Origin of the sequence: Aliivibrio fischeri ATCC 7744 = JCM 18803 = DSM 507 (genome assembly GCF_023983475.1) — a bacterium.
In the GTDB taxonomy this organism is placed as follows: Bacteria; Pseudomonadota; Gammaproteobacteria; order Enterobacterales; family Vibrionaceae; genus Aliivibrio; species Aliivibrio fischeri.
Map to the genome: position 1 here is coordinate 2,933,446 of NZ_CP092712.1, position 14,821 is coordinate 2,948,266.

The 14,821-nt window shown below is 40.0% G+C and carries 14 protein-coding genes; 10 read left to right on the forward strand and 4 right to left on the reverse strand.

Annotation, left to right across the window (positions count from 1 at the left end; genetic code table 11):
* Positions 1-2 precede the first annotated feature (2 nt).
* Positions 3-1,448 (forward strand): TrkH family potassium uptake protein, encoded by a 1,446-nt coding sequence (locus tag AVFI_RS13500; protein ID WP_005421530.1) that lies wholly within the window; start codon positions 3-5, stop codon positions 1,446-1,448.
* Between the two features lie 51 nt (positions 1,449-1,499).
* On the opposite strand, the gene trhA is transcribed toward AVFI_RS13500, so the two are convergent.
* Both trhA and AVFI_RS13510 read right to left on the reverse strand, forming a co-directional pair.
* The gene (gene trhA / locus AVFI_RS13505) at positions 1,500-2,147 is read right to left on the reverse strand and encodes a PAQR family membrane homeostasis protein TrhA (RefSeq protein ID WP_005421533.1); all 648 of its coding nucleotides are present in this window, start codon (positions 2,145-2,147) and stop codon (positions 1,500-1,502) included.
* Positions 2,148-2,245: 98 nt separating this feature from the next.
* Positions 2,246-3,034: a sporulation protein gene (locus tag AVFI_RS13510; RefSeq protein ID WP_012532874.1), complete on the reverse strand. Its 789-nt coding sequence runs from the start codon at positions 3,032-3,034 to the stop codon at positions 2,246-2,248.
* Between the two features lie 240 nt (positions 3,035-3,274).
* On the opposite strand from AVFI_RS13510, the gene AVFI_RS13515 reads away from it, so the two are divergent.
* From AVFI_RS13515 to AVFI_RS13535, 5 genes are all read left to right on the forward strand, one after another.
* Positions 3,275-3,442 carry a hypothetical protein gene (locus AVFI_RS13515; RefSeq protein WP_005421537.1) on the forward strand — a complete coding sequence of 56 codons (168 nt, stop codon included), beginning with the start codon at positions 3,275-3,277 and terminating at the stop codon, positions 3,440-3,442.
* Between the two features lie 150 nt (positions 3,443-3,592).
* The gene (locus AVFI_RS13520; protein WP_005421548.1) at positions 3,593-3,856 is read left to right on the forward strand and encodes a YihD family protein; all 264 of its coding nucleotides are present in this window, start codon (positions 3,593-3,595) and stop codon (positions 3,854-3,856) included.
* Positions 3,857-4,067: 211 nt separating this feature from the next.
* Positions 4,068-5,486 carry a cytochrome c oxidase accessory protein CcoG gene (ccoG, locus tag AVFI_RS13525; RefSeq protein ID WP_188863540.1) on the forward strand — a complete coding sequence of 473 codons (1,419 nt, stop codon included), beginning with the start codon at positions 4,068-4,070 and terminating at the stop codon, positions 5,484-5,486.
* Positions 5,487-5,542: 56 nt separating this feature from the next.
* On the forward strand, positions 5,543-6,526 hold the full coding sequence (locus AVFI_RS13530; protein ID WP_005421552.1) for a serine/threonine protein kinase: 984 nt from the start codon (positions 5,543-5,545) through the stop codon (positions 6,524-6,526).
* 43 nt (positions 6,527-6,569) lie between these two features.
* Complete coding sequence (locus AVFI_RS13535; protein WP_026029200.1) at positions 6,570-7,169, forward strand: thiol:disulfide interchange protein DsbA/DsbL; 600 nt, start codon at positions 6,570-6,572, stop codon at positions 7,167-7,169.
* A gap of 43 nt (positions 7,170-7,212) precedes the next feature.
* Here AVFI_RS13535 and AVFI_RS13540 read toward each other — a convergent pair whose 3' ends face one another.
* Positions 7,213-8,076 (reverse strand): acyltransferase, encoded by an 864-nt coding sequence (locus tag AVFI_RS13540; protein ID WP_054775568.1) that lies wholly within the window; start codon positions 8,074-8,076, stop codon positions 7,213-7,215.
* Positions 8,077-8,174: 98 nt separating this feature from the next.
* Positions 8,175-9,701 (reverse strand): YifB family Mg chelatase-like AAA ATPase, encoded by a 1,527-nt coding sequence (locus tag AVFI_RS13545; protein WP_155654491.1) that lies wholly within the window; start codon positions 9,699-9,701, stop codon positions 8,175-8,177.
* A gap of 407 nt (positions 9,702-10,108) precedes the next feature.
* Between AVFI_RS13545 and ilvG the strand changes: the two genes are divergently transcribed.
* Genes ilvG through ilvD form a run of 4 tightly spaced genes read left to right on the forward strand, consistent with a single transcriptional unit; the run spans position 10,109 to position 14,819 of the window.
* Positions 10,109-11,755, forward strand: coding sequence for an acetolactate synthase 2 catalytic subunit (gene ilvG / locus AVFI_RS13550; protein ID WP_065623679.1), 1,647 nt, complete (start codon positions 10,109-10,111; stop codon positions 11,753-11,755).
* Positions 11,755-12,000, forward strand: a complete 246-nt coding sequence (gene ilvM, locus AVFI_RS13555) for an acetolactate synthase 2 small subunit (RefSeq protein ID WP_005421570.1) — start codon at positions 11,755-11,757, stop codon at positions 11,998-12,000. Before ilvG ends, ilvM begins: the two co-directional genes overlap by 1 nt.
* Before the next feature lie 12 nt (positions 12,001-12,012).
* The gene (locus AVFI_RS13560; protein ID WP_017018726.1) at positions 12,013-12,960 is read left to right on the forward strand and encodes a branched-chain amino acid transaminase; all 948 of its coding nucleotides are present in this window, start codon (positions 12,013-12,015) and stop codon (positions 12,958-12,960) included.
* Positions 12,961-12,977: 17 nt separating this feature from the next.
* Positions 12,978-14,819, forward strand: a complete 1,842-nt coding sequence (ilvD, locus tag AVFI_RS13565) for a dihydroxy-acid dehydratase (RefSeq protein ID WP_054775567.1) — start codon at positions 12,978-12,980, stop codon at positions 14,817-14,819.
* Positions 14,820-14,821: the final 2 nt, after the last annotated feature.

The following is a 14,821-nucleotide window of genomic DNA, read 5'->3' on the forward strand; positions in this document are numbered from 1 at the left end:
TTATGGTTAACTACAAACCGATCCTATTTGTAATAGGGCTTGTTTTATCAAAACTCGCCCTATTTATGTATATCCCGACACTCGTAGCACTGTTTACAGGTACTGGTGGTTTTATCGAATTTGGACAAGCGGTTGCCATTACTCACATAGTGGCATTTGCTTGTTTAACTTTGGGCCGCAGCAAACAGTTTAAAATGAACGTGCGGGATATGTTTTTAATAACAACACTTGTGTGGACCATTGCAAGCGCTTTTGCCGCACTCCCTTTTGTGTTTATTAACCACATCAGCTTTACCGACGCTTACTTTGAAACCATGTCAGGCATCACAACGACAGGTTCAACGGTGCTCAGTGGGTTAGATGATATGGCACCAAGCATTTTATTATGGCGTTCAACGCTACAGTGGCTAGGTGGTGTAGGCTTTATTGTAATGGCAGTAGCCATCTTACCTATGCTCAATGTCGGTGGTATGCGACTGTTCCAAACGGAATCTTCTGATTGGTCAGATAAAAGCGCCCCAAGAACCAAATATGTCGCCAAATACATAGTGAATGTATATTTAAGCTTAACGTTGCTGTGTTTCTTAAGCTATTTAGTGACAGGAATGACGCCGTTTGAAGCCATAAACCACGCATTTACCACGCTATCCACAGGAGGATATTCCACCTCAGATAGTTCAATGAATCGTTTTTCAAATAGCACTCACTGGGTAGCATCATTCTTTATGTTTGCAGGTGGTTTGCCTTTCTTACTCTTCATTCAAGTACTTAAAAAGCGCGATCCCAAAGTTCTCTTTAAAGATGCTCAGGTCGTTGGTTTTCTAAAATTAGTATTAATCACCAGCTTATTAGTTGCGATTTGGTTAGTGATTCATAATGACTATGCCATTATGGATGCGTTACGTGTCTCTGTGTTTAATATTGTTTCTGTTGTGACTACAACGGGTTTTGGTTTGGATGACTTTACATCGTGGGGGGCATTCCCTGCCATCATCTTTGCTTTTGTTATGTTAACAGGTGCATGTTCAGGTTCCACTGCAGGTGGTATAAAAATCTTCCGATTCCAGATTGCATCAACCATGTTGAATAAACAGATGATGAAACTGATCCACCCATCAGGGATCTTTGTTCAACGTTATAATGGCCGTCCAGTAACCGATGACATTGCACGTTCGGTTGTCGCTCTTGTCTTTACCTTCCTATTAACCATCATCATTATCTCTGCGTTATTAGGTAGCTTAGGGCTTGATCCCGTAACGAGTATCACCAGTGCCGTTACTGCTGTTGCTAACGTAGGTCCAGGTATGGGGCATATTGTTGGCCCAACAGGTAACTTTGCAACACTACCAGATACAGCAAAATGGATACTCAGCATTGGAATGTTGATGGGGCGATTAGAAATTTTAACCGTATTGGTTTTATTCTTCCCAGCCTTTTGGAAGGGTTAACGCAGTAACAATGAAAAATGGCCTAGTATTTCTACTAGGCCATTTTTATTTCTAAACTGGCTTTACGTAATAATAAATCGACAAGAATTGAGTAACACAGCCACCTAATACAAATAAGTGCCAAATAGCATGGTTGTATGGGATCTTTTTAGCGACATAAAAAATAACCCCTAAAGAATAAATTACGCCACCAAGTCCCAATAAAATCACGCCATTAATATCAATATGAATAACCAATTGATACACAGCAATCACTGATAACCATCCCATTATGAGATAAGTAATTAGCGACAATTTTTTAAATCGATATACAAATACAATTTTTCCAATAATGCCAATAAGCGCAATAGCCCAAATCACACCCATCAACCAGTAGGCTAATGGTGTTCTCAAGCTCACCAATAAATAGGGCGTATAGCTACCCGCAATCAAAAGAAAAATCGCACAATGATCCAAGGTTTTTAATAATCTTTTCGCTTTAGGTGCGGCAATAGAATGGTAAAGCGTCGACGCTAAAAAAAGTAAAATAATACTCGCACCATAAACAGACATACTGGTTATGGTTAGCCAATCCGCATTAGCTGCATTGGCTTTTAAAAGCAATAAGATTAAAGCAACAACACCAAAAACCATCCCTAAAGCATGGCTTAAACTGTTCGCTAATTCTTCTTTTTTGGAATATGGAGCGGAGGTAGGCATAATTATCTCATAGAGTGATTACTCGATAAGATCAGTATGACACATTTAAGCGTACAGTTGTAAGCTTAAATGTGTCATTTTTTCATCAAATTTATCAATTAAGTGGTTTGATTTAAGAAATCAATTACTTGCTTTCCTGCTTCTTCTGGCGTTAAGCGGGTTGGTAGGCTTAATTTTCTTTTTAACTCACCACGTCCAAGCATTGAGGATAATAAACCTAACGCACCACCTTTATGCCTTCTGTCTATCTCAAACCATAATTGCAGCTCATCCGCTGTTCTATGAGCAATCATTTCAAGTTCTCGCCAACTACCATGATAAGGGCCATCAAAAGGCACAAACTCAAACTCTTGCACAAAAGGTAAATCAAACCCTTTAACGTGCTCACATTCAACCTGACGGATCCGCAAGCCTTCAGTTTCTAAAGCGGTTAATACACCATCAAAGATATCATCAGGACGAACAGTAATAGGGTCTTTATCTGTTGGATCTAAACCAAGAGAAATATCTAACCCTGTTTGAACCCACACTTTGGCATCCCCAATCGTAATTGGTGTATTTAGTGGGAGATCCAATTCCAATTCAAATTTACGTTCTTGCTTTGGCTCTATCGTAAATGCATAAGGCAAACTCCAATCCGCCAGCACATGAGTTTGCTTAATAATTTGGGTTTGTGAGCCATTTTCACTTTTACGATGAACTTCTTTTTTGTACTGACAACATAATTTCAAATCAATATTATCAATATCTTGAGCCGTTGCACCGCCAGTAACTTCAATAGTTACTTGAGCTTTTTGCCCTGGTATCAAAACTTCATGGTGAATGATCGTATCCACATTTGCAGAACCAATGCCTAATGACGCTAACGTTTTTTTAAAAAAAGACATTTTTATCTCCTAACCAATCCATGTTTTATACTCTTATTATTGCTCAGTTATCATAATTACGCTGAGATGCACCTCGACTAATTGACAGTTTATGTTACCCTTATAGGGTGTTTTTTAAACACATAATCCTGACTATTTATTTGGATTGGCGAAAGCTAAAAAGAGTTTCACCTTGATGTAACTCATAAATAGTTAGGTCATTAATTTGGCCAAGGAAGTGCCTGACTATAGAGATAGATAATGCGTCCTATGACTGTCAGGTTCTCACGCTCTGCTTCAACACATAGCGTGGATCGTCGTCGCAGCCACTTTGTAAAAGTAGCTGTTGCGAAAAAGAACGTACCTGAAATGACTTTAGTGGTTTCAGAAAAAACAGAAACTGAAAAAGAAGTTTCATGTGCGGCATAATTTAAAAGCGTAGCCTATTGGTTGCGCTTTTTCTTTTTTAAAAAGCACTTTTTTCTACATGAGAATCCGATCATTTACTTACTCTAACTGGTATTAACATCCCTTATAACTGATATATACTAACCCTAATAATTATAAGGAGAATGCTCAATGAAATGTCACCGCGTAAATGAATTAATCGAATTAATTCACCCTGAATGGAAAAAAGAACCAGAACTCAATCTTATGCAGTTTATTGTAAAACTTGCAGAAGAAACAAAATATGAAGGTAAGTTAGAAGACCTTACTGATGATGTTCTAATCTATCATCTAAAAATGCGAAATAGCGAAAAAACAGAAATGATCCCAGGTCTTGCTAAAGACCAAGAAGATGATTTTAAAACCGCAATTCTAAAAGCTCGTGGGATTTTATAAGTAACTCACCATGCTATGATCTGGTTTGTCACCGAACCAGATCGGTTTCATATCAAATAAAACACACTTTTTTAACTAAATTTGAACCTTCTTACGTATTCCTTTTAGTCATCAGGCTATAATTCATCCGCAATGTCATCTAGTTACCAAGTAAAAAATAATGCTCAACATTACTCACTTGGTACCATAATAATAATATTTAGGAAGAATAATGAGTCAGGAAAAAATAGACATCAAGGATGTGACTCCAAAGCAATTTAACCCTAAGACCCATAAATCCAGTAGTGATCGCTTTAATCCAAGCTCTGGAATTTATGTTCGTCAAAGCAAAGGAACCTTCCAGAAATTGCGCCGCTATGGAGCATGGTTTCTGCTTGCCTTATTTATTCTCACTCCTTGGATTTCCTTTGGTGACCGCCAAGCTATTTTACTCGATATTGGAAATCAGCAGTTTAGCTTCTTTAGTACGACTCTTTTCCCTCAAGACCTGACTCTTCTCGCGCTTCTTTTTGTGATAGCGGCCTTCGGGTTGTTTTTTATCACCACTTTTTTAGGACGAGTATGGTGTGGTTATTTATGTCCGCAAACCGTTTGGACTTTCATGTACATTTGGTTTGAAGAAAAATTAGAAGGGTCAGCTAACAAACGTCGTAAACAAGACCAAATGAAAATGACATCAAACTTGTTTCTTCGAAAGACACTCAAACACCTTGCATGGATTGTTATCGCCATTGCAACAGGCATTACTTTTGTCGGTTATTTTGTTCCTGTAAAAGAACTCGTTGTTGATTTTTTTACCTTAAATAGTGATTTTTTACCTGCATTTTGGGTTCTTTTCTTTGCTGGCTGTACTTATGGAAACGCAGGGTGGATGCGTTCCATCGTTTGTTTGCATATGTGCCCTTACGCTCGTTTCCAGTCAGCCATGTTTGATAAAGACACTTATATTGTTGGTTATGATCCAAAACGAGGAGAAGCTCGTGGCCCTCGTTCACGCAAAAAAAATCCAAAAGAATTAGGATTAGGCGACTGTATTGACTGTAATTTATGTGTGCAGGTCTGTCCGACTGGTATTGATATTCGTGATGGTCTGCAATATGAATGCATTAACTGTGGCGCTTGTATTGATGCGTGTAACGAAACCATGGATAAGATGAAATATGACAAAAACCTTATCAGCTATACCACTGAACATAAATTAGCAGGACATAAAACTCATGTTCTGCGTCCAAAGTTAATTGGTTATGGCGTCGTTATGTTGCTGATGATAGGGCTATTTATCACTCAAATAGCAACGGTAGAACCTATGGGACTAGATGTTTTACGCGATAGAAACCAGTTAGCAAGAATCAGCAGTTCAGGTTTAATTGAGAATACTTACACCTTAAAAATCATTAATAAAACCCAACAAACTCAACAATACGAACTCAATGTAACAGGCATTGATAATCTCACTTGGTATGGAGCACAACGAGTGAATGTCAAAGCTGGTGAGGTATTAAGCTTACCGATGAGCTTAGGAGCAAGTGAAACCGAATTAAATAAAACCATCACAACAATTGAATTTGAAATAACGAATTCTGATGGCCAAGTGATAAAAGCTGAAAGTCGATTCTTTAAAAAGCTATAATCACCTTATTATTGACACAAAAGGCTCATGATGAGCCTTTTTTATTGAGAATGACTATGTCTGAACACGCTTTTAATTTCAGTACGCTTACCCCTGATTTACTCTGGAATGCTCTTGCTGATATCGGCATTAGAGCAGAGTCAGGTTTTCTTGCTTTAAACAGTTATGAAAACCGTGTCTATCAATTTACCGACGAAGAACGACGTCGTTATGTTGTGAAGTTTTATCGCCCACAACGTTGGTCTGAAGCGCAAATTCTTGAAGAACACTTATTTGCTCGACAACTTGTTCAACAAGATATTCCAATCGCTGCACCATTGGAAATTAACGGCAAAACCCTACACTCAGCCAATGGTTATTGGTTTGCACTTTTTGACAGCTTAGGAGGCCGCACATTTGAGGTCGATAATTTTGATCAACTAGAGTGGGTGGGACGCTTTTTAGGCCGCATTCATAAAGTAGGGGAATCCGAGTTATTTCAACATCGTCCAACAATAGGGTTAGATGAGTACTTGTACCAACCAAGAAAACTATTAGAAAACAGCTCGTTTATCCCGACACATTTAGAAAATAGCTTTTTCTCTGATATGGATATGTTGATTCAACAAATCGAACAACACTGGCAACCAAGTAAATCCATTCGACTGCACGGTGATTGTCACCCTAGCAATATTTTATGGCGTGATGGTCCATTATTTGTTGATTTAGATGACGCCAGAAATGGCCCTGCCGCACAAGATATCTGGATGCTGTTAAATGGTGATCGCCAAGATAAGCTTGTTCAGTTAGATATTTTGTTGGAATCTTATTCTGAGTTTTGCGATTTTGACCACAACCAGTTGAAACTAATTGAACCTTTACGTGGTCTACGAATGGTGCACTACATGGCATGGCTTGCAAAACGTTGGCAAGATCCTGCTTTTCCTATTGCATTTCCATGGTTTGCCGACGCAAAATACTGGGAAAGTCAGGTACTCGGATTTAAAGAACAAATAGCCGCATTAAACGATGCACCTTTAGAACTGATGCCACAATGGTAAAATATAATACTAATCACAAATGGATTGGAGAGAGTTACACATGATGAAGAAAATGATGGCACTGTTTGGTGCTTTAGTACTGAGTTTTTCAGTAAATGCAGCAAACTTTACAGAAGGCGATTACTACAAAGTTCTTGACCTACCTGAATCCAAAACACCGACAGTGAATGAATTTTTCTCTTTTTACTGCCCACATTGTAATAGCTTTGAACCGCTTATTCAGGGTCTAAAGAAAACACTACCAGATAATGCAACGTTTAAGAAAACTCACGTTTCATTCATGGGTGGACCAATGGGTTTATCAATGAGTAAAGCCTATGCAACAATGGTTTCTCTAGGTATCGAAGATAAAATGGTTCCTGTTTTCTTCAACCGTATCCATACAATGAACAAACCACCACGTAATGAAAAAGAAATTCGTCAGATCTTCCTAGATGAAGGCGTTAACGCTGATGAATTCGACGGTACATACAATAGCTTTGCTATTAACTCTATGGTTAACCGTTTTGATAAATCATTCCAAGACAGTGGATTAACTGGTGTTCCTGCATTAATCGTTAACAACAAATACCTTGTTGAAACGGGCAAAATCAAAAGCGCTGATGAGTACTACGAGTTAGTAAACTGGTTACTTAAAAAGTAAAAAATAAACAAATAAAAAGGGAGCGAATTATCGCTCCCTTTTTTTATTCTTTGGTTTTTAAAACACCTTGAAGGTACTCATCTTTTTCTTTCCATAAGTCGTTTACCCACTTATGAAAACCACGCTTAAAGGTTTTATCTCCAAAGTAATCGCCATTCACTTTTTCATCATTTGGATGCAAGTTAATACGAACAACAACTTTGGTTAATTTCCCTTGTAGCATATCGATAAATGGTGATTCTTGGTTATCAGGATACGCAAGTGTGACATCAACAATCCCATCAAATAGTTCACCCATCGCTGAAAGAGTAAAAGCGATACCACCAACCTTTGGCTTAAACAAATGTTGGTAAGGTGTTCTTGCTTCTTTTAGCTTTTCAGGTGTCGCTCGGGTTCCCTCAACAAAATTAACCACCGTTGTAGGAACAGCTCGAAAGTTTTCACAAGACTTTTGAATCGCTTTAAAATCATCTTCACGACGTTCAGGATCTCGGCGCATAAATGGCATATCCGCTCCCCAACACGCAAGTCCTACAAAAGGAACGTAAAGCAATTCATGCTTCAAAAAGAACTTAGTCATAGGTATTTTATCTTTCATTACCGAAGACAAAATAACAATATCAGCCCAGCTCACGTGGTTTGATAACAAAAGATACCAATTATCTTGAGATAAGCTTTCACCGTCTTCAATCTCCCACTCAATATTATTATTAATATTAAGCATCCACAGATTTAATGTAGCCCATCCCCATAATGTTTTATTTGCCATAGATACCGTAATTTTTTTCACGATACCAAAAGGAAGAAGTAATTTAATTATTGCAAAGAAGCTGATAATTAAAGATGTTAATGCTGTATTTAGCATTACAAGTAATACACTGATAACCAGCCTAATATTAGCAATCATAGAACTCTTCATTTGTAGATTAGAGTGAATATTATCCACATGATAACAAGTCAGGCCTTCTTTTGTGAGTAATCTTTCATTACATCTCAATTAATAGATTAGACCGCTTGTGCAGATAATTGTTTTAATAATCGATCCATAGCTCGATAACCAACAGCTTCAGCTAAGTGGATTCGTTGAATTTTATCTTCCGCAGATAAATCAGCAATAGTACGCGCGACCTTAATAATCCGATGATAAGCACGAATAGATAATCCTAACTGATGTAGCGTATTTTCTAAAAATGCAGCATCTTCTTTATCTAGTGGGCAGTGCTTTTCAATTTCTCGACTTCCTAATAGCGCATTCACTTTACCATTACGCTCTAACATGCGAGCACGAGCCTGTAAAACTCGATGTTTTACTTCTTGCGTGCTTTCACCTCTATCTCCACCTTCGGTTAGCGTTCCCTTCGGCAATAGTGGTATTTCTAATGACATATCAAAACGATCTAACAAGGGGCCAGATATTCGATTAAGGTAACGTAAAATCAACTGTGGATTGGTTCGCGTTTGGTTCCCCTCATAATAACCTGTAGGGCTAGGATTTAATGCTCCGACCAATTGAAAACGTGCAGGAAAACGTGTTTTACTCGCAGCGCGTGAGATGACTATCTCACCAGATTCTAGTGGTTCCCGCAGTGAATCAAGCACTTTTCTTTCAAACTCCGGCATCTCATCTAAAAATAAAATGCCATTATGAGCTAATGATATTTCTCCCGGTCGTGGAATAGAGCCACCACCCACTAATGCCGCCATAGAGCTAGAATGATGAGGTGAACGAAAAGGGCGGGCTCGCCAATTAGATTCTGTAATATTTTGATGAGTTAACGAGGCCACCGCAGCCGTTTCTAACGCTTCATCATTGGTCATTTCAGGCAATAAGTCACTCATACGAGAAGCCAACATAGTTTTACCTGTACCTGGAGGCCCTAAGTACAATAAATTATGTCCTCCAGCGGCTGCTATCTCTAACGCTCGCTTACCTTGCTGTTGACCAATAATATCTTGTAGGTCACGTTCTAAAGATAAGGATTGCTCTTCAAGTTGAGGAGTAGTTAATAAACTGAGTTGCTGCTGTCCACACAAAAAACCACACACAGCTAGTAGGTGAGGCGCAGATTTATGAATATCCTTTCCAACCAACGCAGCCTGATCACCATTATCATCAGGAACAACTAAGCAACGTTTAGCATTAAGTGAAGCTAAGGCGGCAGGTAAAACACCTTTTACTCGACGTAACTCACCAGAAAGAGCCAACTCACCAACAAATTCATGACCATCCAATTTATTTTCAGGTATTTGATCTGATGCTGCTAAGATCCCAAGCGCAATAGGAAGATCAAATCGTCCACCTTCTTTTGGAAGATCCGCAGGAGCTAAATTAACGGTGATCTTTTTAGATGGAAACTCAAAGTTGGCATTAATGATTGCACTTCTTACTCTATCTTTTGCTTCTTTTACTGTTGTTTCAGGTAAGCCAACCAGACTAAATCCTGGCATCCCATTACTAATATGAACTTCAACCGTCACCGGTGGTGCTTCTACACCTACACAAGCTCGACTGTGTATTATTGCTAATCCCATTTATCTACCCAACTTATTTGATTAAAGACCAATCTGTACTGATTTTATGTTTTTGTTATATATAAGCGCTAAATGAACAAGAATTGTGAATTAAATGATAGTTTTTTCTTGTCATGAGAGCCATGTCTGTGTTACCACTAAGTTAATGTAACGAAATATCAAAAAGAAAACGTTTACGGATAGATTAAATGACCTTTTTTGCTCAACTGAATATTCTGATTATTAACATTCTAGTGGTGATTCTGGTCACCGCTCGGGGATGTGTGAGCAAAAAATAGAGTTACAAGCACACTAAAAACCCCCAAGCCAACAAGCAAGGGGGTTTTTTTATAAGTTCAGGAAGATAAATGGGGGCACATGATGTGCAAGAGAAAACAGACAACCACTCACGCAGGGAGCGAAAGAGTATGAATGGCTCACAGTTAGTAGTTAAAGCCTTAAGAGACGAAGGGATTAAAACTGTCTTTGGTTATCCTGGTGGGGCGATCATGCCTATTTATGATGCATTATATGATGGCGGCGTTGAACACATCTTATGTCGTCATGAACAAGGTGCAGCAATGGCTGCAATAGGAATGGCAAGAGCAAGTAAGGATGTTGCGGTATGCCTTGCAACATCAGGCCCAGGAGCAACAAACCTAATTACAGGTCTTGCTGATGCCATGTTAGATTCCATTCCTCTTGTTGCTATCACAGGTCAAGTGGCGAGTAATTTAATCGGTACTGATGCTTTCCAAGAAATGGATGTCATCGGTATGTCTCTCTCATGTACTAAACACAGTTATTTGGTTACTGATATCAATGAACTTGCTCCTGTGATTGCTGAAGCATTTGAGGTAGCAAAGTCAGGACGTCCCGGACCGGTACTCATTGATATAGCCAAAGATGTGCAACTCGCTGAAGCCCCAGTTACTTCTCTTCCATATTTTGAAGCGCCTAGTATCCCTGTTGTTGTTCCTGAAGCCATTGAAGCTGCAGAGGTATTACTAAGAGCCAGCAATAAACCCGTATTGTATGTGGGTGGTGGTGTTCAACTGGCACACGCAACCGACTCTGTTCGTGATTTTTTAATTAATAATCCAATGCCTTCAGTGAGTACATTAAAAGGCTTAGGTTCTATCGAAAGACACGATCCTCACTATCTTGGTATGGTAGGTATGCACGGCACGAAAGCTGCTAACTTAATCGTTCAAGAATCCGATTTATTAATTGTTGTTGGTGCCCGTTTCGATGACCGTGTGACAGGAAAATTAGAAAGCTTTGCTCCTCATGCGAAAGTAATCCATATCGATATAGATGCCGCAGAATTCAATAAGCTTCGTCACGCTCATTCAACACTACGCGGTGATATCAAGGTTATTCTTCCTCAATTGAAACTAGAGCAAGACCTAACCCCTTGGTTAGAGCATGTATCTTCTCTTCGTTCTGAATTTAAATGGCGCTACGATCACCCAGGTGAATTAATTTATGCCCCTCTGCTACTAAAGCAACTTTCTGACATGATGCCAGACAGCGCTATCGTATCGACAGATGTAGGCCAACATCAAATGTGGGCAGCTCAACATATCCAACCTCGAGCTCCTGAAAATTACCTAACCTCCGCAGGCCTTGGCACCATGGGGTTTGGGTTACCCGCAGCGATGGGAGCAAAAGTGGCTCGTCCTGATGATCAATCTATTCTGATTTCAGGTGATGGTTCTTTCATGATGAATGTACAAGAACTCGGCACGATTAAGCGTAAACAAATCCCTGTAAAGATGGTTCTTATTAATAACCAACGTTTAGGCATGGTTCGCCAATGGCAATCATTATTTTTTGATGGCCGCCACAGTGAAACCATTCTTGATGATAATCCTGATTTTGTTGCTCTTGCTGCCGCCTTTGGTATTCCTGGAAAAACCATCACAATAAAAGAAGAAGTAGAACCCGCTTTAAAAGAAATGCTTGAAAGCGATACGGCTTATCTGCTGCATGTTCTTATTTCAGAAGAAGAAAACGTATGGCCTTTGGTTCCGCCAGGTGCTGCAAACCAAGATATGGTGGAGGGAGAATAATGCAACGTTATATTTTAGAGATTGAAGCTAACGATAGACCGGTTTTATTAGAACGTGTATTACGCGTTATCCGTCACCGTGGTTTTATCATCAAGCAAGTATTAGCAACACAAAATCAAGCCAGCAAAGTAGCTGCAATTGAAATCATCGTAGAAAGTGACCGACCAATTAGCCTTCTTACTAATCAAATAGAAAAGCTTTGGGATATTACCGCCGTTAACGTTTCTACATTACATCGCGCATAAGGATTAGTGACAATGTCAAAGACAGCAGATTTTATTTGGTTTAATGGTGAGATGGTTCCTTGGGCAGACGCAAATGTGCACGTTCTGACTCACGCAATGCATTATGGAACATCCGTTTTTGAAGGGGTGCGTTGTTATAACACGCCAAATGGTCCAATTATTTTCCGCCACCCAGAGCACGCAAAACGTTTAAAAAATTCCGCTAAAATTTATCGCTTCCCAATTCCATATACTGAAGAAGAAATTATGGAAGCAACACGTGAAACCTTACGTCAAAACAAACTCGATTCTGCTTATATTCGTCCTTTGGGCTTTGTAGGAAATGTAGGTTTAGGTGTTTGCCCACCAGAAAATACGGAAATGGAACTCATTATTGCTGCATTCCCATGGGGATCTTACCTAGGGGAAGAAGCATTAGAAAATGGGGTTGATGCCATGATTTCAAGTTGGAACCGTGCTGCACCAAATACCATTCCAACCGCAGCAAAAGCAGGTGGTAACTATTTATCTTCTTTATTAGTTGGTGGTGAAGCCCGTCGTCATGGTTACGATGAAGGTATTGCTTTAAGTGTTGATGGCTATCTTTCTGAAGGTGCTGGTGAAAACCTATTTGTTGTTCGTGATGGTATTCTTTCTACACCACCAGCAACCAGTGCCATCTTACCGGGAATAACTCGAGACTCTATCATGACGCTTGCAAAAGATATGGGGTATGAAATTCGCGAAGAAAACATCGCACGCGAAGCGCTATATCTTGCAGACGAAGTATTTATGACAGGCACAGCGGCTGAAATCGTTCCAGTACGCTCTGTTGACAAGATTACCGTTGGTGAAGGTAAACGTGGTCCTATCACAAAAGAGATCCAAGCCGCTTACTTTGGTCTGTTCAATGGAACAACCGAAGATAAATGGGGTTGGTTAGATTACGTATACCCAGAAAATGCACCATCAGCTAAATAATTTATAAGGATATAACAATGCCTACTTATCGTTCAGCCACCACCACTCACGGACGTAACATGGCCGGAGCACGCGCTTTATGGCGTGCAACTGGCGTTAAAGAAGATGACTTTGGTAAACCAATCATTGCTGTTGTTAACTCATTTACTCAATTTGTTCCGGGTCACGTACATCTTAAAGACATGGGACAACTTGTTGCTGGCGAAATAGAAAAAGCCGGAGGTATCGCCAAAGAGTTTAATACTATCGCCGTTGATGATGGTATCGCTATGGGTCACGGTGGCATGCTTTATTCTCTGCCATCACGCGAACTCATTGCAGACTCTGTTGAATACATGGTTAATGCTCACTGTGCTGATGCTATGGTATGTATTTCTAACTGCGACAAAATTACCCCAGGAATGATGATGGCTGCAATGCGTCTTAACATTCCAGTAATTTTTGTGTCAGGCGGCCCAATGGAAGCAGGAAAAACTAAGCTTTCAGATCAAATAATCAAACTGGATCTTGTTGATGCAATGATCCAAGGTGCCGATCCCACAGTTTCCGATGCTCAAAGTGAGCAGATCGAGCGTTCTGCTTGTCCAACTTGTGGATCGTGTTCAGGAATGTTCACGGCTAACTCAATGAACTGTTTAACCGAAGCACTCGGTTTATCTCAACCAGGTAATGGCTCAATGCTCGCTACTCACGCCGATCGCGAGCAGCTGTTTATTAATGCTGGTAAACGTATTGTTGAATTAACAAAGCGTTATTATGAGCAAGATGATGAATCAGCACTTCCAAGAAATATTGCCGACCGTGCTGCATTTGAAAATGCCATGGCACTTGATATCGCAATGGGTGGTTCTAGTAATACCGTTCTTCACCTTTTAGCTTCCGCTCAAGAAGGCGAAATTGATTTCGATATGGGTGACATTGATGAGATGTCTCGTCGAGTACCTCACTTGTGTAAAGTCGCTCCATCAACACCTAAATACCATATGGAAGATGTTCACCGAGCAGGTGGTGTAATGGCTATCCTTGGTGAGTTAGATAGAGCAGGGCTTCTGAACAATCAAACAAAAACGGTTCTTGGCTTAACCATGCAAGAGCAACTTGCACAATACGATATTATGCAAACTGAAGACGAAGAGATCCTTAAATTCTTCCGTGCAGGACCAGCAGGGATCCGAACAACAAAAGCATTCTCGCAAGATTGCCGTTGGGATCGCCTTGATGACGACCGAAAAGAAGGGTGTATTCGAACCAAAGAAAATGCCTTTAGCCAAGAAGGTGGTCTCGCCGTTCTATCTGGCAATATCGCGGTTGATGGTTGTATTGTAAAAACCGCCGGCGTTGATGAAGAAAATCTAAAGTTCCAAGGTCCAGCCATTGTTTTTGAAAGCCAAGACTCAGCGGTAGAAGGCATTTTAGGTGGAAAAGTTAAAGCAGGTGAAGTCGTTGTTATTCGTTACGAAGGTCCAAAGGGTGGTCCGGGTATGCAAGAAATGCTTTACCCAACCACTTACTTGAAATCAATGGGCTTAGGCAAAGCATGTGCGCTTCTCACTGATGGTCGATTCTCTGGTGGTACATCAGGCCTATCTATAGGTCACGCATCTCCAGAAGCTGCAAGTGGTGGCACAATAGGTTTAGTTAACGATGGTGATATCATTACCATCGATATCCCAAGCCGCTCAATTACGCTTGATGTACCAGAATCAGAACTGCAAGCTCGTCGAATAAAACAAGATGAACTCGGTTGGAAACCTGTCAATCGTCAACGTGAAGTCTCTTTTGCACTAAAAGCCTATGCAAGTATGGCAACCAGTGCAGATAAAGGTGCTGTACGTGATAAATCTAAGTTAGAAGGGTAAGC

Excerpts from the sequence above, each read along its gene's own strand:
- AVFI_RS13510 (WP_012532874.1), bottom strand. The coding sequence starts at position 3,034 with ATGTCTTTTTTTAAAAAAACGTTAGCGTCATTAGGCATTGGTTCTGCA.
- AVFI_RS13530 (WP_005421552.1), top strand. The coding sequence starts at position 5,543 with ATGTCTGAACACGCTTTTAATTTCAGTACGCTTACCCCTGATTTACTC.
- AVFI_RS13560 (WP_017018726.1), top strand. The coding sequence starts at position 12,013 with ATGTCAAAGACAGCAGATTTTATTTGGTTTAATGGTGAGATGGTTCCT.
- AVFI_RS13500 (WP_005421530.1), top strand. The coding sequence starts at position 3 with ATGGTTAACTACAAACCGATCCTATTTGTAATAGGGCTTGTTTTATCA.
- ilvG (WP_065623679.1), top strand. The coding sequence starts at position 10,109 with ATGAATGGCTCACAGTTAGTAGTTAAAGCCTTAAGAGACGAAGGGATT.
- ccoG (WP_188863540.1), top strand. The coding sequence starts at position 4,068 with ATGAGTCAGGAAAAAATAGACATCAAGGATGTGACTCCAAAGCAATTT.
- AVFI_RS13520 (WP_005421548.1), top strand. The coding sequence starts at position 3,593 with ATGAAATGTCACCGCGTAAATGAATTAATCGAATTAATTCACCCTGAA.
- AVFI_RS13535 (WP_026029200.1), top strand. The coding sequence starts at position 6,570 with ATGAAGAAAATGATGGCACTGTTTGGTGCTTTAGTACTGAGTTTTTCA.
- trhA (WP_005421533.1), bottom strand. The coding sequence starts at position 2,147 with ATGCCTACCTCCGCTCCATATTCCAAAAAAGAAGAATTAGCGAACAGT.
- ilvD (WP_054775567.1), top strand. The coding sequence starts at position 12,978 with ATGCCTACTTATCGTTCAGCCACCACCACTCACGGACGTAACATGGCC.
- ilvM (WP_005421570.1), top strand. The coding sequence starts at position 11,755 with ATGCAACGTTATATTTTAGAGATTGAAGCTAACGATAGACCGGTTTTA.
- AVFI_RS13540 (WP_054775568.1), bottom strand. The coding sequence starts at position 8,076 with ATGATTGCTAATATTAGGCTGGTTATCAGTGTATTACTTGTAATGCTA.
- AVFI_RS13515 (WP_005421537.1), top strand. The coding sequence starts at position 3,275 with ATGCGTCCTATGACTGTCAGGTTCTCACGCTCTGCTTCAACACATAGC.
- AVFI_RS13545 (WP_155654491.1), bottom strand. The coding sequence starts at position 9,701 with ATGGGATTAGCAATAATACACAGTCGAGCTTGTGTAGGTGTAGAAGCA.